Annotated in this window: 12 protein-coding genes; 2 read left to right on the forward strand and 10 right to left on the reverse strand. The window is 70.8% G+C overall.

Features of this window, described 5'->3' with window-relative positions:
• Positions 1-2: 2 nt before the first annotated feature.
• Complete coding sequence (dnaJ, locus tag BST28_RS14410) at positions 3-1,148, reverse strand: molecular chaperone DnaJ (RefSeq protein ID WP_019738326.1); 1,146 nt, start codon at positions 1,146-1,148, stop codon at positions 3-5.
• Between the two features lie 33 nt (positions 1,149-1,181).
• Positions 1,182-2,225: a heat-inducible transcriptional repressor HrcA gene (gene hrcA, locus BST28_RS14415; RefSeq protein WP_083081583.1), complete on the reverse strand. Its 1,044-nt coding sequence runs from the start codon at positions 2,223-2,225 to the stop codon at positions 1,182-1,184.
• Positions 2,226-2,337: 112 nt separating this feature from the next.
• Between hrcA and BST28_RS14420 the strand changes: the two genes are divergently transcribed.
• The gene (locus tag BST28_RS14420; RefSeq protein WP_019738324.1) at positions 2,338-3,747 is read left to right on the forward strand and encodes a pyridoxal phosphate-dependent decarboxylase family protein; all 1,410 of its coding nucleotides are present in this window, start codon (positions 2,338-2,340) and stop codon (positions 3,745-3,747) included.
• A 52-nt stretch (positions 3,748-3,799) separates the two neighbouring features.
• Positions 3,800-5,335, forward strand: coding sequence for a xylulokinase (locus BST28_RS14425; protein WP_029249455.1), 1,536 nt, complete (start codon positions 3,800-3,802; stop codon positions 5,333-5,335).
• 23 nt (positions 5,336-5,358) lie between these two features.
• On the opposite strand, the gene BST28_RS14430 is transcribed toward BST28_RS14425, so the two are convergent.
• The 8 genes from BST28_RS14430 to BST28_RS14465 are packed head-to-tail and all read right to left on the reverse strand — an operon-like array spanning position 5,359 to position 23,328.
• Positions 5,359-5,877, reverse strand: coding sequence for an MTB12 family secreted protein (locus BST28_RS14430; protein ID WP_019738322.1), 519 nt, complete (start codon positions 5,875-5,877; stop codon positions 5,359-5,361).
• Positions 5,878-5,912: 35 nt separating this feature from the next.
• A complete protein-coding gene (locus BST28_RS14435; protein WP_019738321.1) occupies positions 5,913-6,143 on the reverse strand; it encodes an MbtH family protein in 231 nt (76 codons plus the stop codon).
• Positions 6,140-7,432: an NADPH-dependent L-lysine N(6)-monooxygenase MbtG gene (gene mbtG / locus BST28_RS14440; protein WP_109560710.1), complete on the reverse strand. Its 1,293-nt coding sequence runs from the start codon at positions 7,430-7,432 to the stop codon at positions 6,140-6,142. Before mbtG ends, BST28_RS14435 begins: the two co-directional genes overlap by 4 nt.
• A complete protein-coding gene (locus BST28_RS14445; RefSeq protein WP_083081585.1) occupies positions 7,429-11,865 on the reverse strand; it encodes a non-ribosomal peptide synthetase in 4,437 nt (1,478 codons plus the stop codon). The genes mbtG and BST28_RS14445 overlap by 4 nt, the downstream gene beginning before the upstream one ends.
• Entirely contained in the window at positions 11,847-18,332 is a 6,486-nt protein-coding gene (locus tag BST28_RS14450; protein WP_083081587.1) for a non-ribosomal peptide synthetase, read from the reverse strand. The genes BST28_RS14445 and BST28_RS14450 overlap by 19 nt, the downstream gene beginning before the upstream one ends.
• A complete protein-coding gene (locus BST28_RS14455; RefSeq protein ID WP_083081589.1) occupies positions 18,325-21,252 on the reverse strand; it encodes an SDR family NAD(P)-dependent oxidoreductase in 2,928 nt (975 codons plus the stop codon). The genes BST28_RS14450 and BST28_RS14455 overlap by 8 nt, the downstream gene beginning before the upstream one ends.
• Complete coding sequence (locus BST28_RS14460) at positions 21,246-22,589, reverse strand: beta-ketoacyl [acyl carrier protein] synthase domain-containing protein (protein ID WP_083081592.1); 1,344 nt, start codon at positions 22,587-22,589, stop codon at positions 21,246-21,248. Before BST28_RS14460 ends, BST28_RS14455 begins: the two co-directional genes overlap by 7 nt.
• Positions 22,582-23,328: a thioesterase II family protein gene (locus BST28_RS14465; protein ID WP_083081594.1), complete on the reverse strand. Its 747-nt coding sequence runs from the start codon at positions 23,326-23,328 to the stop codon at positions 22,582-22,584. The genes BST28_RS14460 and BST28_RS14465 overlap by 8 nt, the downstream gene beginning before the upstream one ends.
• Between the last annotated feature and the right edge of the window lie 132 nt (positions 23,329-23,460).

Here is a 23,460-nt window from a genome sequence, read left to right on the forward strand (position 1 = left end):
ACTCAGCGGCTGCTGAAGGTTTCGCGGAGGCGGCTGAACAGCCCGCCGCCGCCGTGCGGGGCGTTCGCCGAGCGGACCTCGGCGGTCTCGCGTTCCCGGTGCTCCTTGAACTTGCGCAGCAGGTCGATGTCGTGGTTGTCCAGCCGCTCGGGCACCACCACCTCGATGTGGGCGTGCAGGTCGCCGCGGGCACCGGACCGCAGCTGCGGCATGCCGTGGCCGCGCAGCGCGATGGTCGCCCCGGGCTGGGTGCCGGGCGGGATGGTGATGTCGATGGGGCCGTCGAGGATCGCGTCCACGGCCACCGTGGTGCCCAGCGCCGCGTCGACCATCGGCACCGAGATGTGGCAGTGCAGATCGTCGCCGTCGCGGGCGAAGATCTCGTGGGGCTGCTCGTGGACTTCGACGTAGAGGTCACCGGCCGGTCCGCCGCCGGGCCCGACTTCGCCCTGAGCGGCCAGCCGGACGCGCATGCCGTCACCGACACCGGCGGGGATCTTCACGCTGATGTCGCGGCGGGCCCGCACCCGGCCGTCGCCGCCGCACTGGTGACATGGATCCGGGATGACCTCCCCGACCCCGCGGCAGGTCGGACACGGCCGCGACGTCATCACCTGGCCGAGCAGGGACCGCTGTACGGTCTGCACTTCGCCGCGGCCGTGGCAGGTGTCGCAGGCCATCGGCCGGGAATCCCCGTGGGTGCCGCGGCCCTGGCAGCGGTCACAGAGCACCGCGGTGTCGACGGTGACCTGCTTGGTCACACCGGTCGCGCATTCGGTGAGGTCAAGACGCATACGCAGCAGCGAGTCCGACCCGGGCCGGACCCGCCCGATCGGTCCGCGGGAGGTCGCGCCGCCGCCGAAGAAGGCTTCGAAGACGTCCCCGAGGCCGCCGAAACCGCCGAACCCGTTGCCGGCGGCACCGCCGCCGTTCTCCAGCGGGTCGCCGCCGAGGTCGACGATGCGGCGCTTCTCCGGGTCGGAGAGCACCTCGTAGGCGACGCTGATCTCCTTGAACTTGGCCTGTGCCGCCTCGTCGGGGTTGACATCGGGATGGTATTTGCGAGCCAGCTTGCGGTATGCGCGCTTGAGCTCCGTGTCGCTGACGCCCTTATCGACGCCGAGCAGTCCGTAATAGTCGCGTGCCACGCTTGACCTTTCCCAACTTCTGCCGGCCGGGGGTTATCGGGCCCCGAGCACTTCGCCGATGTACATAGCAACCGCAGCGACACTGGCGATAGTTCCCGGATAGTCCATCCGGGTGGGACCCAGCACCCCCATCCCCCCGTAGACGGTGCCCTGCGAACCGTAAGCGGTGGACACCACCGAGGCGCCGGCCATCTCCTGCGCCTCGGTCTCGTGACCGATGCGCACCGTGACTTTACCGGCTTCCTGTTGCACGGCCAGCAGCCGCAGCACCACGACCTGCTCTTCGAGGACTTCCAGCACCGAGCGCAGCGAATCGCCGAAGTCGGCGGCGTTGCGGGTCAGGTTGGCGGTGCCGCCCAGCAGCAGGCGCTCCTCGCGGTGCTCGACCAGCGATTCCAGCAGCACCGTCGCCGACCGCCCGACCGCGTTCGCCAGGCCGGGCGACAGCCCGCTGTGTCCGTCCAGGTGCCCGGCGAGCTCGGCGACGGCGGTGGAGGCCGCCGAGATCCGCTTGCCCTCCAATGCGGCGCCGAGCAGCTCACGCAGCTGGGAAAGCTGGTGGTCGTCGATGGTGTCCCCGAGTTCGACGATGCGCTGGTCGACCCGGCCGGAGTCGGTGATGACGACCAGCAGCAGCCGCGCCGGGGTGAGCGCGATCACCTCCAGGTGGCGCACCGTGGACACCGACAGGGTCGGATACTGCACGACGGCCACCTGACGGGTCAGCTGCGCCAGGGTGCGCACCGCGCGGCGCAGCACGTCGTCGAGGTCGACACCGGAGTCCAAAAACGACAGGATCGCCCGGCGCTCCGCGGCCGACAGCGGTTTGACCTCCTCGATACGGTCGACGAATTCCCGGTAGCCCTTCTCGGTGGGCACCCGCCCCGAACTGGTGTGCGGTTGGGCGATGTAGCCCTCGGCCTCCAGCACGGCCATGTCGTTGCGCACGGTGGCCGAGGACACCCCGAGGTTGTGTCGTTCGACCAGGGCTTTGGATCCGATCGGTTCTTTGGTCGCGACGAAGTCGGCGACGATGGCGCGCAGCACCTCGAAGCGACGATCATCAGCCACACTCATAGGAACTAGATTACGTTCTGGGTTATCTCCTGGCGCGAACGTGCGTGTTTGCACGCCGACACGCCGTGATTTCTGTACATCTCCGCACGCTGACGCGGAAGAGAGGACCGGGATGTCCGACTTCCCCTATACCGACCGCTTCACCGTCAACCGCGTGCTGCCCGAACGGGGCCGGCCGCGCGCGGAGGTGCTCGCCGAGCTGCAGGAGATGGCGCGGGCCGAAGATCCCACCTGGGAGACCGGCAAGGTCTCCGGGACCATGTACTGCGGCGACCACGAGCACTACCGCTTCCTGGACGAGGCGTTCGGGCTGTTCGCCCACGTCAATGTGTTGCAGCGCGACATCTGCCCGTCGGCGACCAAGTTCGAGGGCGAGGTCATCGCGATGGCCCTGGACCTGATGCACGCCGACGCCGTCACCGACGGTGAGCCGGCCGGGATGGTCACCACCGGCGGCACCGGCAGCATCATCCACGCCCTGCTGGCCTACCGCGAGCACGCCGCCAAGCATCGCGGGGTCCCCCGCGGCGGTGCGCGCCCGAACTTCATCAAACCCGAGACCGGTCACCCCGCGTTCGACAAGGGCTGCCACCTGTTCGGCATCGAAATCCGCCGGGCGCCGATCGACCCGCAGACCACCGAGGTCGACGTCGACTGGGTGGCCGACAACATCGACGAGAACACCATCGCGATCATGGGGTCGGCCTGTAACTACGGCTACGGCACCGTCGACCCGATCCCCCGGCTGGGCGAGCTGGCCTCCGAGCGCGGGGTGGGTCTGCACGTCGACGGCTGCCTGGGCGGGTTCGTGCTGCCCTTCGCCCAGGAGCTGGGCTTCGACGTCCCGTTGTTCGATTTCCGGGTCCCCGGCGTCACCAGCATCTCCGCGGACAACCACAAGTACGGCTACGCCTTGAAGGGCGCCTCCACGCTGCTGTTCCGGGACAAGTCCTACCGCAACGCGCAGTACTTCTTCCTGCCGGACTGGAGCGGCGGCAAGTACATGTCGCCGGGGATCGAGGGGTCCCGCTCGGGTGGCCTGATCGCCGCCGCGTGGGCGTCGATGGTCCAGCTGGGACGCGAGGGATACCGCAACTACGCCAAGCAGATCCTGGAGACCGCGTCGGCGATGCAGGACGCGGTGCGCAGCCACCCGGAGCTGACGATCCTGGGTTCACCGACGTTCTGCTTCAGCTTCCGCTCCGACGAATTCGACATCTACCACGTCGCCGACGCCATGAAGACCAAAGGCTGGCGGTTCAACGGCCAGCAGTACCCCAACGCCATCCACATGGCCGTCACCCGGCCGCAGACTCAGCCCGGCGTGGTCGAGGCGTTCGCCGCCGACCTCGACGACGCCGTGGAGTACGCCAAGAAGAAGAACGCCGCCGGAGAGACCCCGATCAGCGCCGCGGTCTATGGCGGCGTGCCGGGCGGAATGACCGATGAGGCGGCCCGCTTCATCGAGGGGTTCATGGAGCAGATACTCGACACCCACCAGTCGCTGCCCCCCGGTTCGTGACGCCGCCCCGACGACGATGCAGCGCGCCAGCGATGCTGACGAGCGGTGCCGGATGAACCGCGCGGATCGGGTCGTCCTCGCCGTCGACCTGGGTACCGGCGGTCCCAAAGTGGGCTTCGTGGCGTTGGACGGCACCGTGCTGTGGTCGGACCTCGTCGCGGTGCCGACCAGTTACGGTCCGGGCGGGGCGGCGGTCCAGGACGCCGGTCTGTGGTGGGCGATAATCCGCGACGCCACCCGGCGTGGTCTCGCCGAAAGCCGCGTGCGCGGCGATCAGGTGGCCGGGGTCTCGATCACCGGCCAGTGGGCCAGCACGGTTCCGGTCGACGCCGACGGCCGCCCGGTGGGCCCGTGCGTGATGTGGATGGACACCCGCGGGGCGCCCTTCAGCCGCAAGGCATTCGGGGGACGCCTGCAGGGCTACCGGCCGCGGGCGCTGCTCAGCTGGCTGCGGCGAAACGGCGGCATCCCGTCTCCGAGCGGCGACGATCCGGTCGGGCACATGCTGCACCTGCAACACAATGACCCGGCGGTGTCCGGCGCGGCACGGTGGTACCTGGAGCCGGTGGACTACCTGAGCATGTGTTTCACCGGGCGTGCCGCGGCATCGCGGGCCTCGATGATGGGCGCCTGGCTCACCGACAACCGCAACCTGGCCCTGCCCGACTACGACGACGTGCTGGTGCGGCTAGCCGGCATCGACAGGACGAAACTGCCGCCGCTGGTGCCGACCGGTTCGATCATCGCCACGGTGGCACCGGCGGTCGCCGCCGAACTCGGGATTTCTCCTGCGGCCCAAGTGGTCACCGGCACACCGGACCTGCACAGCGCGGCGGTGGGCTCCGGCGCGGTGCGACAGGGCGAGCTGCACCTGACCATCAGCACCACGTCGTGGATCAGCTGCCCGGTGGCGGTCAAGAAGACCGACGCGTTCCACCAGCTCGCCACGGTGCCGGGTCTCGACCCATCGAGCTACCTGCTGGTCAACAACCAAGACACCGCGGGCCGGGCGTTGCAATGGTTGCGCGACAACGTTTTCGGCGAGCTGGATTACGACGCGCTGACCGCCTTGGCCGCCGGTGCGCCGGCCGGTTCGAACGGGGTCATCTTCACCCCGTGGCTCAAAGGCGAACACTCCCCCATCGACGACCGCAACGCCCGCGGTGGTTTCCACAACCTGTCCCTGGACACCACCCGGGCCGACCTGGTGCGCGCCGTGCTCGAAGGGGTGGCGTTCAACAGCCGTTGGCTGCTCGAGTGTGTGAACCGGTTCACCGGCAATGACGGACCGATCCGGATCGTCGGCGGCGGCGCCCGCTCGGACCTGTGGTGCCAGATCATCGCCGACGTGTGCGGCCGCACCTGCGAACGGGTGGCCGATCCGCTCAACGCGCAGTTGCGCGGCGCGGCGTTGTTCGCCGGTATCGGTATGGGGGATGTGGATCGCGACGAGTTGCGTGATCTGATCCCGCTCGACGGCGTCTTCGAACCGATCGCGGCGAACCGCGCGGTCTATGACCGGTTGTTCGCCGAGTTCCCGGGGCTCTACACGGCGCAGAAGGCCATGTTCGCCCGGCTGGCGCGCTAGTTCCGCCGCTGCGCGGGCACGCCTCAGTGCCCGGCGAGGACCTGCATAAGCTGCATCGCCGAGTCGCGCGAGAGCACCCAGCTGCCCTGGTCCACCAGCTGCAGCGGAACGGTCACCGGAGCAGGCATCTTGGGCCCGGTGATCGTCACGTTGGACAGCGCCCGGCCCTCGCCCACCGGCACCACGTTGATCACGTCGAAGGTGTAGGGCAGTTCCCCGTCCCGGTAGGCCTTGCGCAGCTCGTGGTCGAGCCCGTGGCCCTCCTCCTGCGTGATGCCGTTCTCGACCAGGTCGCCCTTCTCCTTGTAACCGATCCCGGCGTCGCTGAGCCGGGTGAGCATGCCCGACACCTCACCGGTGGTGGGCAGCGGCGCACCGGCCGCCGGCTGGGGGCCCGGCACCGGCGAGGGTGGGTCCAGCGGAATCGGCACGCCGGCGACGACGTCCCCCGGTGCGGCGGGCTCAGCCGAGGCAAGGCCGGCGGATGCCATCCCGATCACGGCCAGCGCCGCGGCGCCGGTCAGCAGAAGTCTTCCAGTCACGATTCACCCCTCCGACGGCGGTTACCGCGCACAGGTTACCCCTGTTCGGCCGCCATGGCATCACGAAGACTCTTGGGACGCAGGTCGATCCAATGCTGTTCGACGTACTCCAGACAGGCCGCTCGAGCGGCGCCCTGTTCACCTCCGTAGACCACTCGCCACCCCGCGGGAACATCGGCGAAGGTCGGCCAGAGACTGTGCTGGTCCTCGTCGTTGACCAGCACGTAGAAACTGCCGTTGTCGTCGTCAAAGGGGTTGGTGCTCATCGGCTCTCCTCGATTTCGGCCCGCCGGGCAGCGATCAGGTCGCCCGCGGGGGTGGTAGGCGGTCGGGTGCCCAGGATCCGGTCGGACAGCAGCCCCAGGCAGCTCAGGTTGGGAAAACCCGGCCCTTGAGTCAGTCCGGCCAGGTTGGGCAGGAACAACTTCGGCGTGACGCCGGCGACGGCCAGGTCGTGGCCGATCGCCTCGGCCAACCGGTCGCCGGACAGCGGGCCGCCCAGGCCCAGCTCCAGCAGATCCAGGGTGTCCTGGCCGAACAGCGAGGTGAACCACAGCGGGTCGGCACCGGAACCGTCGATAACCAGGTCGAAGCCGTGCACGGTCTCGAAGTTCTCACCACCCCGGTTCGTGCTCAACGTCAAGCGGATTCGGCCGTCTCGGGCCACCGCGTGCGCAACCCGGCCCCGCAGGTGGCGGATTCGGTCATCGGCCAGCAGCGCGTCCTGCACCCGCGCCGAGAACACCCCGCGATCGGTGCGGGCCAGCGCGTCCCGCCGCTCGGACAGGGTCAGCGCGGTCCAGTCGGTCGGGTCGGAGAATAGCGTGTTCTCGAAGAACCCTTCCCCGCGGGTGAACAGCGTCACCTGTGGGGATATCACCGTGATCGTCGAAACCCGGTGCCGGAACAGCTCGTTGAGCATCGATGCGGCGGTCTCGCCGCCGCCGATGACGGCGACACGCTCGGCGCTGATCCGGTCGGCCGCGGCCCGGTGCCAGAACTGGGCGATCGAGAGCACCAGCGGGTTGCCGGGCAGGATCGACTTCTCGGCCTGGCCGGGACCGGTGATCATCACCGCGTCTGCCGCCACCACGGTCTCCCGGGTGTGCAACGACCAGCCGGCGCCGTCGACCGACAGCCGGTCCACTTCGCCGGGGACCACGCTCAGCTGCACCGCATCGGCCACCCACCGCAGGTACTGACTCCACCGCAGATGGGTGGGGGCCGGCCGGCCCCGGTCTACCCACTCGGCGAACTGGCCGGTGGCGATCAGGTAGGCCTGCCAGCTGTAGCGCGTCATCCGTTCGTCGAGTTCGGCGTTGCGGCCGGCCACCACCGCCGAGCGGTACGGGAAGCCGACGTCCTTTTCCGGGCTGGTGCCCAGGCGGTGCGCGCCGTCGGTCCAGCCTCCGGTCGCCCGCCAGTTGGCGGCCACCTCCGTGCGTTCGACGGCGACCACATCGGGTGCTTCGACACCCATCTCACGCAGCACCGCGGCCTTGGCGGCCACCGCCACCGCCTTGGCGCCCGCGCCCACCACCGCCAGAGTGCTCATCGCAGTTCCTCCACCAGATCGCCCAGGCTTTCGACGAATAGTTCCTGCAATTCGGTGATCTGCCCGGCGCCGAGGATGTCGGGCAATGTGCGCCACTGCGTCATCAGCGCCGGGCCCGACCCGAGGTCGGCCACCGCGGCGAAGATGCTCAGCTCGTGGCGCACCGCCTGCTCGGGTTCGGGCACCGACGGCAGACCGGCGATCAGATCGGGTGCCACCGCCGGCCCGCCCCCGGCCCGGTCGACGCGCCCGAGGTAGTTCAGCAGCACCTGTGGCCCGGCAACGGCGCCCAGTCGGGCGGCGGTGTCGGGACGCAGGTAGGCCAACAGCCCGTAATCGACGCCGCCGCCGGGGATCTGCGCCAGGGCCCGCGCCACGCCCGCCGGGTCGGGATGAGGCACCCGCAGCGGATAGATCGCGCTCAGCAGCCCGGCGATGTCGGCGGTGTCGATGCCGGGGACGACGTCTTCAGCGCGTCCGTGGGTCTCCAAGGCCAGCAACGGTGGCGCACCGTGCTGCCCGTGCCGGGCCCGCCACGTGGTGACCATGCGCGCGGTTGCCGCCACCAGCAGGTCATGCATCGGTACCTCCGAGGCCAGCAGGCCCGCGGTGATCCTCGCATCGGCCACGGCCACCGAGACCGTCAGGTCACCGGCGCGGTCCCGGTCGGGCCGGACCCGACGGGCGCCCAGCTGCGGGTCATCGCCGGCCAGTTGCGCGGCCCAATACTCCACGGTGTCCAGCGCGTGTGCGCGTTCGGTCAGGGCGCCGGCCCAGCGCCGGTAGCCGCTGCGTTCCGGCAGCGGGTCGGCGCCCGCCAGCGCGGCGTGCAGCTCACCCAGGATCACCTGCCAGGAGACCGGGTCCAGCGCCAGCACATGCCCGCACAGCAGCAGCACCCCGGTTCCGGTGGGCGGACGAAGCCACAGCGCACGCAGCAGGACTCCGGCCTGCGGGTCCAGGGCCGCCAGAAGCCGGGTGCCGTGCTCGGTGACCGTCTCCAGATCGTCGGCGTCCACGGCGATCTCGGTCAGGACGTCGACGGGTTCGACCGGGTGCAGCAGCAGCGTGGCCGGGTCGAGGCGGGTGTGCAGCACCGGATGCGCGGCGACGATCGCGGCCAGCGCAGAGCGCAGCCGCTGCGGATCCGTGCCGGCCGGAAGCCGAACCGCTTCGACCTGTCCGAGCCGACGGGGGCTGCCGTACTCATAGAGCCAGCGGCCCGCCGGCAACAGCGGGATCGGCCCGTCGGTCGCGGAGGATTCGACGGCCTGATCGGCCTCAGCAGCTTCGGCGGCTTCGGCGGCTTCGGCGTCCAGGGCGGCAGCCAGATCCCGAATTGTGGTGCAGGTCAGCGCGGTCCGCGGACGCATAGGCAGTCCGCGCCGGCGCGCCGCGCGCACCATCGACAGCGCGACGATGCTGTCCAGGCCCACATCGCGTAGATCGGTCTCGACTCCCGGGGTCACACCCGCCACGCCGTCGAAGACCTCGGCCAGGATCTCCACCAGGGCGCGCTCGGTGTCCGTGGCCGGCTCCTCCCCGCCGCCGGCGATGGGGCCGGCCAGCGCGACCAATGCCTCGGCATCCAGTTTTCCGTTGGGGGTCAACGGCATCGACTCCACCACGGTGATGCGGGCCGGCACCAGATATGCCGGCAACCGGGCGCCGATCTCGGCTCGCACCCGGGCGACGTCCACCTCGGGACCGGTGACGAATGCGGCCAGCTGGGTTCCGGTCGGTCCCTGCACGGGCAGCACCGCGGTGGCGGTCACACCGGTGACCGCGGCCAGTGCGGTCTCGACCTCGGCGATCTCGACCCGGTAGCCACGCACCTTGATCTGGTCGTCAGCGCGGCCCAGGTAGATCAGCCGGCCGTCGGCCCGGCGGCGGACCAGGTCGCCGGTGCGATACATCCGGCCCCCGACGGAGAACGGGTCGGCGACATAGCGGCCCGCGGTCGCGCCGGCCCGACCCAGGTACCCGCGGGTGACCTGGGCGCCGGCCAGGTAGAGCTCACCGGCCACTCCGTCGGGCACTTCGCGCAGCCCGGAGTCGAGGACGTGAGCGGTCATGCCCCGCACCGCTTCTCCGATCACCGGGACATTGGTGTCGGCGACGTCGGCGACGACCGCCTCCACGGTGGTCTCGGTGGGCCCGTAGCAGTTGTGCACGGCGACCGACGACGCCGCCGATACCGACCGCAGCTTCAACCAGGTGGGTGGTGCGATGGCCTCTCCGCCCAGCGCCAGCACGCTGAGCCGGTGGGCGGCCTGCGCGTCGAGCAGGCCGGCGTCGAACAGTTGGGTGAACATCGACGGTGAGGTGTCGATCATGTCCAGCCGGTGCCGGCGGATGCCGTCGATGATTGCCTCGGCGTCGCGCATCTCCTCGGCCGAGAACAGGTGCACGCTCTGCCCGCCCAGCAGGCCGACCAGCGGCTGCCAGCTCGCGTCGAAGCTCAACGACCAGGCGTGCGCCACCCGCAATGTCCGGCCCAGCCGGGCCACCGCCGGTGCGTACATGCGCTGCTCGTGGTCGGCGAAGTAGGACGCCAGCGCTCGGTGGGTCCCCACGACGCCCTTGGGTTCCCCGGTGGAGCCGGAGGTGAAGATGACATAGGCAGCGGAGTCGGGATGGATCACCGTCGGCGCCGGGCTCTGCGGGGCGTGGCCCGCACGCAGTTCACCCAGCACCTCGGCGGTAAGCGTCAGTTTCGGATCGGCTTGGCGCAGAATGGATTCGATACGCGGCCGGGGCAAGGTGACTTCGATCGGGACGTAGGCCGCGCCGGCCTGCAATACCGCCAGAATCGCGATGACCGAGTCCAGCGAGCGCGGCAGCGCGATCGCGACCCGGTCTTCGGGGCCGATCCCCCGTGCGGCCAGCGCCCCCGCAAGCCGGGCTACTTCGCAGGACAGCTCGGTATAGGTCAGCGTGCGGTTCTCGCCGGTGAGTGCCGGGCTGTCCGGGTGCGCGGCGGCCGCGGCGGCGAACAGGTCGGGAACCGATGCGGCGGGCGGGTTTACCGGCGCCGGCGGCTCGGCCCGGCGGGCCCGTTCGGCGGGCAGCAGGACATCCAGGTCGACGATGCGGGGCCGGGCCGGGTCGGTCAACTGGCGCAGCACCTGCAGCAGACGCCGGCCCAGGTCCGGGACCGAGAGTTCCCCCAGCGCGTCCGGAATCGCCTCCAGCAGCACCGTGAGCCGGCCGTCGCGGGGCGGGGAGCTGACCAGGGTCAGCGGGTAGTGGGTGAGGCTTTCCACCGTGACCGGGATGAAACGCACGCCGTCGGGAGTGGTCACCCCGGCGGCCGCCGAGCCGATCGGCGCGTTCTCGAACACCAGCAGCGTGTCGAACAGCGCCCCGGAACCAGCACGGCCGCCGGCCCGCTGCACCCTGGACAGGCTCACATAGCCCAGGTCGCGCATGGCTGCGGTATCACGTTGCAGCGCTTGGCAGGTCGCGACCACTTCGGCCCGCGGCGGTGTCGAGGCGACCACCGGAACGGTGTTGATGAAGAGCCCGACCATGGATTCGACGCCGGTAAGCTGCTGGGGCCGGCCGGAGACCACCGCCCCGAACGCCACCTCGGTGCGATCGGTGAGGCGAGCAAGTAGCACCGCCCAGGCGAACTGCAGCACGGTGTTGAGCGTCAGGCCGTGCCGCCGGGCCCATTCGGTCAGCCGCGCGGTGTCGTCAGGTCCCAGTGCCACCTCGTGGGTCTGCGGCACGACGCTGCCCAATTCGGCTCGCTCCCCATCGGCCAGGATGGTGGGGGCGCTCAGCGGGGCCAGATAGTCGCGCCAGGCCGCGATGACTTCATCGGTGTCTTGGGCGGCCAGCCAGCCGATGTAGTCCCGGTAGGGGCGCGGCGCGGGCAGCGGGTCGACGCCGCCGGCCCGGTAGATCGCCACCAGTTCGTCGAAGAACACCGCCATCGACCAGCCGTCGAGCAGCAGGTGGTGCACGGTGAGGATCAGCCGGTGCCGGTCGGCGGCGGAGCGGATCAGCACAAAACGCAGCAGCGGTCCGCGGGCCAGGTCGAAGTTGGTGGTGCGTTCGGTGAGCGCGATCTGCTCGAATTCACCTGGTGCGGCATCGATCTCCCGCCACCGCAGTTCTGCTCGGGCCGGGATGATCTGCACCGGGTGCGGCAGGTCGACATCCCAGAACGATGCCCGCAGGTTGGCGTGACGGGCCAGCATCGCTTCGGCGCTGCGGCGCAGCAGCCCGGCGTCGACGGCACCGGCGATGTCGATGACGAACTGCACGGTGTAGACGTCCACCCCGTCGTCGGCTGCCGACCCATCGGTGGCGAGCTTGGCGAGCGAGAACAGTCCCTGCTGCAGCGGGGACAGTGCCAGCACGTCCTCGATCGAGGACGCGGTGGTGCGCGGTGTGGATGTCTCGGTCACGGCGAATCGCCCCATGCCGCGGTGAGGTCGGCCAGTGCCTCGCCGCTGAGACCCGAAACGCTCATCGGGGCGAACGCCTTGTCGGCGGTCTCGGGGCCGCTGCCAGCCGCGGCCCGCGTGTCAGCGGCCGCGGCGAGCTCGGCGAACGTCGGGTTCTCGAAGATCATCCGCGGGTCGAGGTCCAGTCCGGCCGCCCGCGCCCGGGCGGCCAGTTGCACCGAAAGGATGCTGTCGCCGCCGAGTTCGAAGAATCCGTCGCTGCGCCCGATCCGCTCGACGCCGAGCAATTCGGCGCAGATGCCCACCAGGGTGTGTTCGGTGGCGGTGACCGGCGGGTCGGCTTCCCCGCGGGTGGCCACCGCCGGCTGCGGCAGCGCGGGCCGGTTCAGCTTCCCGGAGTCGGTCAGCGGCATCATCTCCAGCACCGTCAGCGACGACGGGACCATGTAGCCGGGCAGCGTCGCGGCCACCGCAGCGCGCACCGACGCGATGAACTCCGCGGTGTCGGTGACCGCGGCCGCCGGGACCACGTAGCCGGCCAATGTGGTGGCGCCCCGCTGTTCCCAGGTGCGGGCGGCCGCCGCCGCTACTCCGGGAGCGGACCGCAACGCCGACTCCACCTCGGCCAGTTCCACCCGGAACCCGCGCACCTTGACCTGATGGTCGGTGCGGCCGACGAATTCCAGCACGCCATCGCTGTTCCAGCGGGCGCGGTCCCCGCTGCGGTAGAGCCGATCACCGGGACTGAACGGGTTGGCGACGAACCGGGTCGCGGTCAGCGCGGGACGCTTCCAGTAGCCCAGGACGACCTGCGGGCCCGCGTAGTAGACCTCGCCCACCACTCCGGGCGGCACCGGCTGCAGCGCGTCGTCGAGCAGGTAGGCCTGCGAGCCGGGCGTGGGCCGGCCCAGCTTGGGGGTAGGCGGCGCCAGTTCGCCGCGCACCACCGCCCCGGAGGTCTCGGTGGCGCCGAAGTTGTTGAGCAGCTGGGTCTTCGAGTCCAGCACCCGGCTCAGCCGGCCCAGTAGGTCCGCCGAGACCGGCTCCCCGCTGCACACCAGGCGACGCAGGCGGCCCACCGCGGCCGGTGCGGAGTCCACCAGTACCGAGATCAGGCTGGCGACCGCGGTCACCTGGGCCACCTGCTCGTCGGCGATCAGTCGGGCCAGCGCCTCGGGGTCGCGGAACTCGTTGTCGTCGGCCAGGATCATCGTCGCCCCGGCTGCCAGCCCGGCCAGCATCTCCATGCCGCCCTCCAGGAACGTCATCGAGGACTGCGCCAGCCGGATGTCTTCTCCGGCCACCGGGTAGTGGGCGATCTGCCAGTTCAGCCGGGTGCTCATCGAGCGGTGGGTGCCAACGACGCCCTTGGGCATCCCGGTGGAACCGGAGGTGAACACCAGATACATCGGGTCATCGGGGTGCGGGACCGGAAGTTCGGCGCCCACGGGGCCGCCGGCCAGTTCCGCCTGTACGTCGGTGTCGTCGAGGCACAGCAGCCGCACGCCCTCCGGTGTCGGCATCGCGTCCCGGGTCGCCGCGCTGACGACGATCACCTTCGGCGCGACGTCGTCGACCATGAACTCCAGGCGCTGACGTGGGTAGCTGGGGTCCAGCGGGAAGTAGCCGGCGCCGGCCTTCATGATGCCGACCAGCGCCACCGCCAGATCCAGGTCGCGTCGCGCCGACAGGCCCACCCATGTTCCGGGCTGCACACCGGCCTCGATCAGCAGTTCGGCGAGCCGGTCGGAGCGGCGGTGCAGCTGCGGGTAGCTCAACTCGGCGCCGCCGCAGCGCACCGCGACGCCGTCGAAGCTGCGGCTCGGGGCCAGCACCTCGGCGATGGTGCGCGGATCATCCGCGGGGACGTCGGCGCCGCGGCTCCACTGGGTGAGGATCCGGTCGCGCTGGTCGTCGTCGACCAGGGTGATGTCGCGCAGGGTCTGGTGCGGTGCGCCGGCCATGGCCGCCAACACCCGGCCCAGCCAGTCGGCCAGGCGCTGCACGGTGGCGCGCTCGTAGAGGTCGGTGCGGTAGATCAGGTGGCCGTCGTAACCCGCACCGTCGAGGCCGTCGGACCCGGCGGTGGCGAACAGGTTCACCGACAAGTCGGCGTGCGCGATGTCGAACGTCGGCATCACCGTGCGGAAGACCAGGTCGCCGTCTGCGTTGCTGTCGATGACGTGGGTGACCTCCGCGGCGTCGCGCACGTGGACCACCACTTGGAACAGCGGGTTGCGTGACAGCGTCCGCACCGGGTTGAGCGCCTCCACCAGCCGGTCGAACGGCAGGTCGGCGTGCGCGTAGGCGCCCAGTGCCGCCTCCCGCGCCCGCAGCACCACCTCACGCAGTGTCGGGTTGCCCCCCAACCTGTTTCGCAGCACCACGATGTTGACGAAGAACCCGACCAGGTTGTCCAGTGCGTTGTCGTTGCGGCCGGCGACCGGCACGCCGAGCGGGATGTCGTCGCCGCTGCCGGCAAGGTGCAGCAGCACCGCCACCGCGGCCTGCACCACCATGAATTCGGTGGCACCGGTGTCGCGGGCCAGCGCCGCCAGCCCGGCCCGCACCTCTCGCGTGACGGTGAACGCGACGGAGTCACCGGAGCCGTTCGCGGTGGCCGGACGCGGGAAGTCGGGTCGGGGTCCGGTGTCGTCGGCCAGGCCGGCCAGTTGCTCCATCCAATAGCGGCGCTGGGCGTCGATCAGCCCGGACTCGTCGCGCAGCAGCTCGCCCTGCCAGTGCGCGAAGTCCGCATACTGCAACGCCGGTGGCGCCCACGATGGTTCGCCACCGGCGGCCCGGCTGCGGTAGGCGATGAGCAGGTCGGCGAAAAGCACCTCAACCGACCAGTGGTCGGCGGCGATGTGGTGCACCACCAGTGACAGCACCCGCTCATCACCCGGCAGGTGCAGCAGCGCAGCCCGGATCGGCCAATCGTGCTCCAGGTCGAAGCCGGCGCCGCGCTGCTCGTCCAGCTGCGCCCGGGTCCACTGCGCTACCTCGTCGGGATCGGTTGCCGGGCAGTTCAACTCGGTCACCTGAACCGGCGCCGGCGGGTTGATGATCTGGTGAGGCAGTCCGTCGATCTCCCGGAAGGTGGTACGCAGGCTGTCGTGGCGGGCCACCACGTCGTTGAGCGCCAGCGTCAGGGCGGCGGTGTCGCAGGGGCCGCTGAGCCGGGCCGACAGCGGGATGTTGTCGCCGGCGGCGTTGGGGTCCAGCCGGTAGGAGAACCAGGTGCGCAGCTGCGACGCCGACACCGGAAGTGGGCCGGTTCGCGACACCGCGACCAAAGGCGGGCGGCCCGGCCCGTTCTCGCCGACCTGGGCCCGCTCGATCGCGGTCGCCAGCCGGGCCACCGTGCTCGACTCGAAGATGTCCCGGATGCCGATCTCCACCCCGCAGCGGGCGCGGATCGCCGCCACCAGTTTGGTGGCCAGCAGGGAGTGACCGCCGAGGTCGAAGAACGAGTCGTCGGCGCCGACCCGATCCCGCCCGAGCAGTTGGGCGAACAGTTGCGCCACCGCGTGTTCGGTGTCGGTCTGCGGCTCCCGATACGGAGCGTTCTCCAGTGGCTGGGGGTCGGGCAGGGCGGCCCGGTCGATCTTGCCGTGCGCGGTGATCGGGATGTCGTCGACGACCACATAGGCGGCCGGGGCCATGTATTCGGGCAGCGCGGCGGCCACCCGGGCCCGGATCCGCGGGATGTCGACCTCCGCGTCTCCGCCGGGAGTCAGGTAGGCGACCAGGCTGCGGCCGAGCGCAGGCAGGTCGGAGACCACGACCACGCACTGCCCGACGCTGGGGTCCACCGAGATGGCCGCGGCCACCTCGCCCAGTTCGATGCGGAAGCCGCGGACTTTGACCTGGTCGTCGGCGCGCCCGATGAATTCCAGGTCGCCGGCGGCGTTGCGGCGGGCCAGGTCACCGGTGCGGTAGAGCCGCTGACCGGCGGCCCACGGGTCGGCGACGAAGCGTTCCGCGGTCAGGCCGGGACGGTCGAAGTAGCCGCGCGCCAGATGTGTTCCGCCGATGTAGATCTCGCCGATCACACCGATCGGCACCGGTTGCAGGGCGTCGTCGAGCAGCCGGATGGTGGTGTTGATGTTGGGGCTGCCGATCGGGACGATCCGGTTGCCCTGAGTGCCTTCGACCTTGAACCGGGTGGAGTTGACCACGGTTTCGGTGGGCCCGTAGAAATTGTGCAGCAGCGCGTCGAAGGTGGCGTGGAACTTGTCGGCCAGCTCGCCGGGCAGCGGTTCGCCGCCGATCGGGATGCGCCGCAGGGTGCGCCACTGGTTGACCCCGGGCAGCGACAGGAACAGCCCCAGCAGCGACGGTACGAAGTGCATGGCGGTCACGCCTTCGCCCTGCAGCAGATCGGTCAGGTAACCGATGTCGCGCAGCCCGTCCGGGCGTGGAATCACCAGCCGGGCACCGTTTCCCAGGGTGCCGAACAGTTCGCCGATCGACACGTCGAAACTCGGCGAGGCCACCTGCAACAGCACGTCGGTCTCGTCGATGCCGTACTCGTTGCCGAACCAGATCAGGTACTCCGCGATCGGCGCGTGCGCCACCTCGACGCCCTTGGGCAGGCCGGTGGACCCCGAGGTGTAGATCAGGTATGCCAGATTCTCCGGCCGCAGCGGGCGCACCCGGTCGGCGTCGGTCGGGTCGGTGTCGGGCAGCTCGGCCAACACTTCTGGATCCGGCAGCTCACGCAGCACCAGGGCTGCCCGGGCATCGCCGAGAATGAATTCGATACGGTCCGGCGGGTATTCGGGGTCGACGGGCACATAGGCGGCGCCGGCCTTGGCGATGCCCAGCGCGGCGACCACCAGGTCGACCGAGCGGCCCATCAGCACGGCGACCTTGTCCTCGGTGCCGATACCGGACGCGATCAGGTGGTGTGCGATCCGGTTGGCACGGGCGTTGATCTCGGCGTAGCTGTACCGGCCGTGCTCGTCGACGACGGCGATGGCGGCCGGGGTGAGTGCGGCTCGCTCGGCCACCAGCGAACCCAGTGTGGTCGGGGTGGCGTTGAAATCCGGCCCACGCGCAACGCTGTCCAGCCAGGCACGGTCGGCGTCGCCGAGCATGTCCAGTTCGCCGACGGTGGCCTGCGGCTGTGCCACTACGGCCTCCAGCAGTTGCACCAGGTGCCTCAGCAGTTGGGAGACCAATGCCTCGTCGAGCACGTCGTGCAGGTATTCGGCTTCGATCAGGGCACCGCCGGCACCGGCCTCCACCATGATCCCGAGTGGCAGCTGGGCGATCTTGCCGCGGTAATCGGCTCGGGCGCACGTGATCCCGTCCGGGTGGAAACCGTCACCGTCACCGGAGCGGAAGCCGAAGCTGAGCCGGGTGAGTCGCTCCACTCCCCCGTGCCGACGATCCGGGTTGAGTTCGCGGACCACACGATCGAGGTTGATGCCCTGATGGGCGAACGCCCCCAACGCGGTGTCGCGAGTTCGGGCCAGCAGTTCGGTGAAACGGTCGGCCGCCGCGACGCGGGCGCGCAGCACCACGGTGTTGCCGAAGTAGCCGATGGCATCCTCGGTGCCGGCGGTGCGGTTGAGCACCGGTGAGGCGATGAGGAAGTCGTCGGTGCCGGTGTAGCGCTGGATCAGCGCGGACAGCGCGGCGGCGACCACCATGTAGGGGGTGGCGCCGTTGTCGCGCGCCAGCTCCGCGATGCCCTCCATCAAGTCGGCGGGCAGCTCCCGGGTGCACAATCCCGCCCGCAAGGTGTGCGGTACCGCCGAACCGCGGGGGCCCGGCAGCTCCAGCGGGTCCGGTGGATCGGCCAGCAGCGCACGCCAATAGTCGAGGTCGGCACCGTGATCGGTGGTGGCCGGCGGGGTGAGAACGTGCACGGGCGGGCGAGCCGCGTAGCTGTCGAGGTCGGCGTAGGCCTGCGTCAGGTCGGTGAAGAAGACCGCCCACGAGGCGTCGTCCCAGGCGATGTGGTGGGCCACCAGCAGCAGGATGTGCTCGTCTGGGCCGACCCGGATCAGGGTGAGCCGCAGCGGGGCGTCGGTGTCCAGCCGGAACGGGGTGGCGAATTCACGCTGGGCCAACACCTCCAGGCGTAGCGCGCGGGCCTGACCGGCGAGGTCGGAGAGGTCGTGTTCGGCGAAGCCCGGTGTGACGTCACCCAGGACCGGGTGGGGTTCGCCGGCGTCGTCGACGGCATAGGTGGTGCGCAGCAAGGGATGCCGGGCTCCCACCGCCGCCAGGGCGACCCGCAGCCGGTCGGCGTCCAGCAGGCCGCTCAGCCGGTAGGAGACCGAGATGTTGGCGACGGTGCCGTCCGGGTCGAGGGCCTGCACGAACCACATCCGGCGCTGTCCGTCGCTCATGGTGGCGTGCGCGGGTTCGGCCGGTTCGGCGGAGTCGGCGGCCAGTCCGCGTTCGGCCAGCCGGCGGCGCAGCAGCTCCAGCCGCTGTTCTGTGGCCTGCTCGACGGTGTCAGTCATGGGTGAAGACAGTCCTTTCGGTCTCCGCTGCCGGTGTGGTGCCGTCAGTCAGCACAGCCGTCAGTTGGGCCGCGGTGATCCCGGCCAGCAGCGGCCCGAGTGCCACCCGCAGGCCGGTGGCCCGGCCCAGCCGTTTGCGCAGGTCGAGGGCGAGCAGTGAATCCAGGCCGAGGTCAACCAGTGCCTGGTGCATGTCGATGTCGTCGGTGCTGTCCAGACCGAGCACCGTTGCTAGTTCGGCGGCCACCACCTCGCTGACGGGTCGGTCGGCGCCGGCCTCCGGCGTTGCGGTGGCCGGTGATCCGCCGAACGGCGAAGCCACCCCTTGGCTGTCGAAGAACACCGCCAACCGGTCGAAGTCGGCGGCCAGGATCGCCGGGTCGTTCGGCGCGGCCATCAGTCCGGCGGTGATCGCGGCCTCGGGCGGCATCGGTGTCAGGCCGGTTCTGGCGATCCGGTTCTTCTCCTCGCCGCTGACCACGGCGACGCTCTGCCACAGCCCCCAGCGGATCGAGCTCGCGTTCAGGCCCGCTGCCCGCAACCGCTGCACCAGGACGTCGGCCATCCGGTTGGCCGCCGCGTAGATGCCGTGGCCCGACCCGCCCCACAGCGCCAGCACCGACGAGCAGACCAGTACTCGCGCATCGGGATGCCGCGGCCAGTGCCGCGCCAAATTGTCCAGCCCGATCACTTTGGCGCCGAGGGCATCCCGAACGGCAGTGTCGGTGATCTGTTCGGTGGCGACCGCCTCGGCCGAGGCGGTGTGCACGATGAGCCCGGCCGGCGCCGGCTGATGCTCGTCGATCAGCGCCGCCAGCGCCGCATCATCGGTGATGTCGCACCGGATCGTGCTGATGTTCGCCCCGGTGCGTGCCCGCAGCGCATCCAACTGGGCCGCGGTGGCGCCGGCGGCTCCGCTGCGGCTGAGCAGGACGATGTCGCGTGCGCCCCGCTCGGCGCAGAACACCGCGAAGGCCATCCCGATGGCGCCGGTGCCGCCACTGATCACGACGGTCTCCGGAATCGCGGGCACACCCGGGGCGACGGGGGTTTCCACCAACCGGCGCACCCACAGCCGCCCGCCGCGCACCGCGACCTCGGTGTCGGTCAGCGCCAGTCCGGCGGTCGCGGCCCGGACGTCGGCGGTGGTGGGTTGGGCCGGCAGATCCAGGTGTGCGAACGTCTGGTCGGGGTAGCCGAATCCGGTGCTGCGGTGCAGCGCTGCCAGTGCGGCGGCCCCGGGCCGCGGCGGCGGATCAGTGTCGAGTCGTTCGGCGCCGCGGGTGATCAGCCACACGCGTCGGCAGTGCGGCCCGGGTCCCAGCGGTGTCTGCCCGGCCGCGTGAGCGGCGAACGTGCGTGCCGCTTCGTGGATCTCGACGTCGTCGGTGGGCGCGGCGATGAGCACCAGCAGCTCGGCGTCCGCCGGCTCGACCGCATCGGCGTCCAGGCCGTCGAGCAGCCGCGCGGCCAGCTCCGGCGATTCCCCGGTGTGGTCGATGACGGCTACTGCACCGGGCCGGTCGGCGGGTTCTTCGACCGGTGCCCACTGCTCGACCATGGCGACCGGCTGCCGACTGCGCCGCGCAGACGGCTCGGCGCCGGCCCACAGTCTGGTGGTGTGCATCGGCGCGTGCGGGAAATGGCGTAGCGGTGCGCCTGCGTCGGGTGCGGCGAAGTCCCGCCAGCGGTAGCCGGGATCGGTGATCGCGGCGGCGGCGATGTTGGCCGACAGCGCCTCGCCGGCCGGGTGATCGCGGTCGGTGCTGGCCAGCACCTGCGCGGCGTCGGCGATGTCGCCCAACGGCACCAGCAGGGTGGGGTGCGCCGACATCTCGATGAACGTGGTGACACCGCGCGCCACCGCGGCGGCGGCGGCCAGATCGAACCGCACCTGCTGACGGAGGTTGTCGAACCAGTACTGCCGGAACGACTTACCCGCCGGGACCGGACCGCCGTACACCGAGCCGATGAATTCGACCGGGGCGCTGTGGAATTGCGCATCGGGCAGCAGCGCGAACATGCGGTCGCGCAGTGGCTCCAGGACACTGGTGTGCGCCGGGTAGCGCACCGCGAGCTCCCGGGCGAAGATCCCGCGGCGGTCGGCGCGCTCCAGAATCTGCTGCACCGCCGCCCATTCACCCGACACCACCACCGATGCGGGGCCGTTGACCACCGACAGCTCCACCCAGCCCGGGGTGCCGGCGATGAATTCGGCGGCGGCCGCCGCTCCCAGGGCGATCGTCGCCATGCCGAATCGTCCCGGGGTGTCGTCGGTCAGTTCCGCCCGGGCGATCACCACCGCCGCCGCGGCGTCGAGGTCCACCACGCCGGCGGTGTAGGCGGCGGCGAGTTCGCCGAGGCTGTGGCCGACGGTGATATCGGGCAGGACGCCGAAATGCCGCCAGGTGGCGGCCAGCGCGGCGGAGTGGGTGAATTGAGCGGCCTGCACCACCACCGGGTCCGAGTCGTCGCTACCGCGCAGGTAGGCCAACGGCGAGGCGTGGCCGGCGCGGCGGAAGGCGGCTTCGCAGCGGTCCGCCTCGGCGCGGTAGGCCGCAATGCCCAGCAGATCGGCCCCCATACCGGGCCACTGGTTGCCCTGCCCGGGGAACACGAAGGCGGTGCGGGCGGGCTCCTGGTGATGGGATCGGACCACCAGCGGGTGGTCGGCGTCGTGGTAGACCGCGTCGAGGCCGCTGATGAGTTCACTCGTGTCGCCGGCCCGGATCACCGCTCGGTACCGGCGGATCGGGCGGGTGGCGCGCAGGGTCTGTGCCACCGCCCCCACGCCGGCCGGCCGGGCGTTCAGGTAGCGCGCCAGCGCGCCGGCCTCGGCTTGCACCAGGTCGCGGGCGTGCGCCGAGATCAATACGGGGATGCGGCCGTCGGGCAGGGCGATCGGGTGGGTGCTCAGCACGGCAGTGCCGCTTCCTCGCGCTCCGGGTGCTCCATCGCGACGATCACGTGGGCGTTGGTTCCGCTCATCCCGAACGCCGAGACCGAGCCGATCCGGCGGCCGTCGGGCGCCGGCCAGGCGGTGATGGTTTCGGCCAGGGTGATTCCCCCGCCGTCCCCGCCGTCCCAGTCGATGCCGTCGTGCCATCCGTCGCGCACGTGCAGGGTGGGCGGGATCATCTGGTGTTCGGCGGCCAGCAGCACCTTGGCCAGGCCGAGCGCGCCGGCGGCGGCCTGGGTGTGACCGATGTTGGACTTCACCGAGCCGAGCCGCGGGCCGGTGCCCGGCACCGTGTCGGCGCCGTAGACGTTGATCAGCGACCGCAATTCGACGGGGTCGCCGACCCGGGTGCCGGTTCCGTGGCCCTCGATCATGCCGACCTGGCCGGGCTGCACGTCCGCGTCGGCCAGCGCGTGCCGGAACAGTCGCTGCTGGGCCTGCTCACTGGGGGTGAGCAGGCCGGTGGTGTGACCGTCCTGGTTGAGCCGGCTGGCCAGCACTTCGCCGTAGATGTGCCGGCCGTCGCGTAAGGCCGCTGACTTGCGTTGCAGCACGAAGATTCCGGCGCCTTCGGCCCACACCGTTCCGGTGGCCGCGGCGCTGTAGGGCCGGCAGTGGCCGTCGTCGGACAGCGCGTGCTGCTTGGAGAACTCGACGAAGAATCCGGGCGAGCCCATCACGCACACACCGCCGGCGAGCGCCGTGTCGGCGTCCCCGGTCCGGATCGCCTGGATCGCCAGGTGCAGCGCCGAGAGCGCCGACGAGCAGGAGGTGTCGACGGTCAGGGCGGGACCGGCCAGCCCCAGGGTGTAGGCGACCCGGCCGGAGATCACCGACAACGCGGTGCCGGGCAGCAGGTGTCCACTGTGTGCGGAGAACTGCGCCATGTCCGGGCCGTAGCCGGTGACCGACGCACCGAGGTAGACCCCGACGTCGTGGCCGGTGAGCTCGTCGGGGTTGATACCGGCGTCCTCGAGCGCGCGCCAGGCCACCCGCAGCGCGACCCGCTGCTGCGGGTCCATCGCGATGGCTTCGCGTGGCGCGATCCCGAAGAATCCGGGATCGAATTCGGCGGCGCCGGAAAGGAATCCGCCGGCGTTACAGATGGGTTTGAAGCCGTCGCGGTGCGATCCGTCGAGGAGTTCGCGCACCGCCCAGTCCCGGTCTTCGGGAATGGCGCTCAATGCCTCTCGTCCGTCGGCCAGCAGCGACCAGTACTGCTCGGCGGTGTCGATCCCCCCGGGCGCCTCGATGCCCAGGCCGACGATGACGACCGGATCCTCGCACCGGTCAGGCATCGGCGATGATCCGGTTCGCCAGGGTGTCGATGTGCTCGTAGTGATAGAAGTGCCCGCCGTCGTAGAGCGAGACGGTGCAGGCGCCGGTGGTGTGTTGGGCCCAGCCCTCCAGCAGGTCGGTGCCGACCCGGTCGTCGGAGCGGCCACCCAGCACGTTGATGTCGGCGCGGATGGTCACCTCGGGTGCGCACCGGTAGCGGTTGAAGGCCAGGTAGTCCGAACGCACCGGGGCCAGCAGGAGGGCGAGGAATTCCTCGTCGGCCAGGATGCGGGGGTCGGTGCCGCCCAGCTGGGCGAGTTCGGCGCGCAGGTCGGCGTCACCGGTGGGCACCTTGCGCAGGCCCGCGATCACGCCGGGTGCAGGCGCGGCCGAGGCCCACAGGCGCTGGATCTCGATGCCGCGTTCCTCGGCGAGCCGAGCGAATTCGAACGCGACGATCGAGCCCATGCTGTGCCCGAACAGCCGCAGCGGGCCCAGGGCGTGCCAGGGCGCCGCGTCGAACAGGCCGCGGGCCAGCTCCGGCAGGGTCTCGGCGGGCGGTTCGCGGAATCGGTCGGCGCGCTGCGGGTACTGCATGACGTAGGTGTCGGCGCCGTGGGCCAGGGCCAGGGCTAGCGGGCGGTAGTTGACCGCCGCTCCCCCCGCGTGCGGGAACACCAGGGTGGCCGGCCCGGGCCCGGAGAAGCGGCCGATCCAGGACGGAAACTGCGCGACGGCCGAGGTGTCGTCGACGGCCATCCGACCCCCTCCGGTGTTAGTAAAGGCTGCCCTAATTTTCCTGGGTTAGGTTACCCCCACCGCGGGCCGGCCGGAAATCCGGGCGGTCCTTCGCCGGTCGGCGGCCGGGAACCGTGTCGAGCGCCGTTTGTC

Source organism: Mycolicibacter kumamotonensis (genome assembly GCF_002086285.1).
GTDB classification, from domain to species: Bacteria; Actinomycetota; Actinomycetes; order Mycobacteriales; family Mycobacteriaceae; genus Mycobacterium; species Mycobacterium kumamotonense.

Excerpts from the sequence above, each read along its gene's own strand:
- mbtG (WP_109560710.1), bottom strand. The coding sequence starts at position 7,432 with ATGAGCACTCTGGCGGTGGTGGGCGCGGGCGCCAAGGCGGTGGCGGTG.
- BST28_RS14435 (WP_019738321.1), bottom strand. The coding sequence starts at position 6,143 with ATGAGCACCAACCCCTTTGACGACGACAACGGCAGTTTCTACGTGCTG.
- BST28_RS14420 (WP_019738324.1), top strand. The coding sequence starts at position 2,338 with ATGTCCGACTTCCCCTATACCGACCGCTTCACCGTCAACCGCGTGCTG.
- BST28_RS14450 (WP_083081587.1), bottom strand. The coding sequence starts at position 18,332 with ATGACTGACACCGTCGAGCAGGCCACAGAACAGCGGCTGGAGCTGCTG.
- hrcA (WP_083081583.1), bottom strand. The coding sequence starts at position 2,225 with ATGAGTGTGGCTGATGATCGTCGCTTCGAGGTGCTGCGCGCCATCGTC.
- BST28_RS14425 (WP_029249455.1), top strand. The coding sequence starts at position 3,800 with ATGAACCGCGCGGATCGGGTCGTCCTCGCCGTCGACCTGGGTACCGGC.
- BST28_RS14445 (WP_083081585.1), bottom strand. The coding sequence starts at position 11,865 with ATGGGGCGATTCGCCGTGACCGAGACATCCACACCGCGCACCACCGCG.
- BST28_RS14465 (WP_083081594.1), bottom strand. The coding sequence starts at position 23,328 with ATGGCCGTCGACGACACCTCGGCCGTCGCGCAGTTTCCGTCCTGGATC.
- BST28_RS14460 (WP_083081592.1), bottom strand. The coding sequence starts at position 22,589 with ATGCCTGACCGGTGCGAGGATCCGGTCGTCATCGTCGGCCTGGGCATC.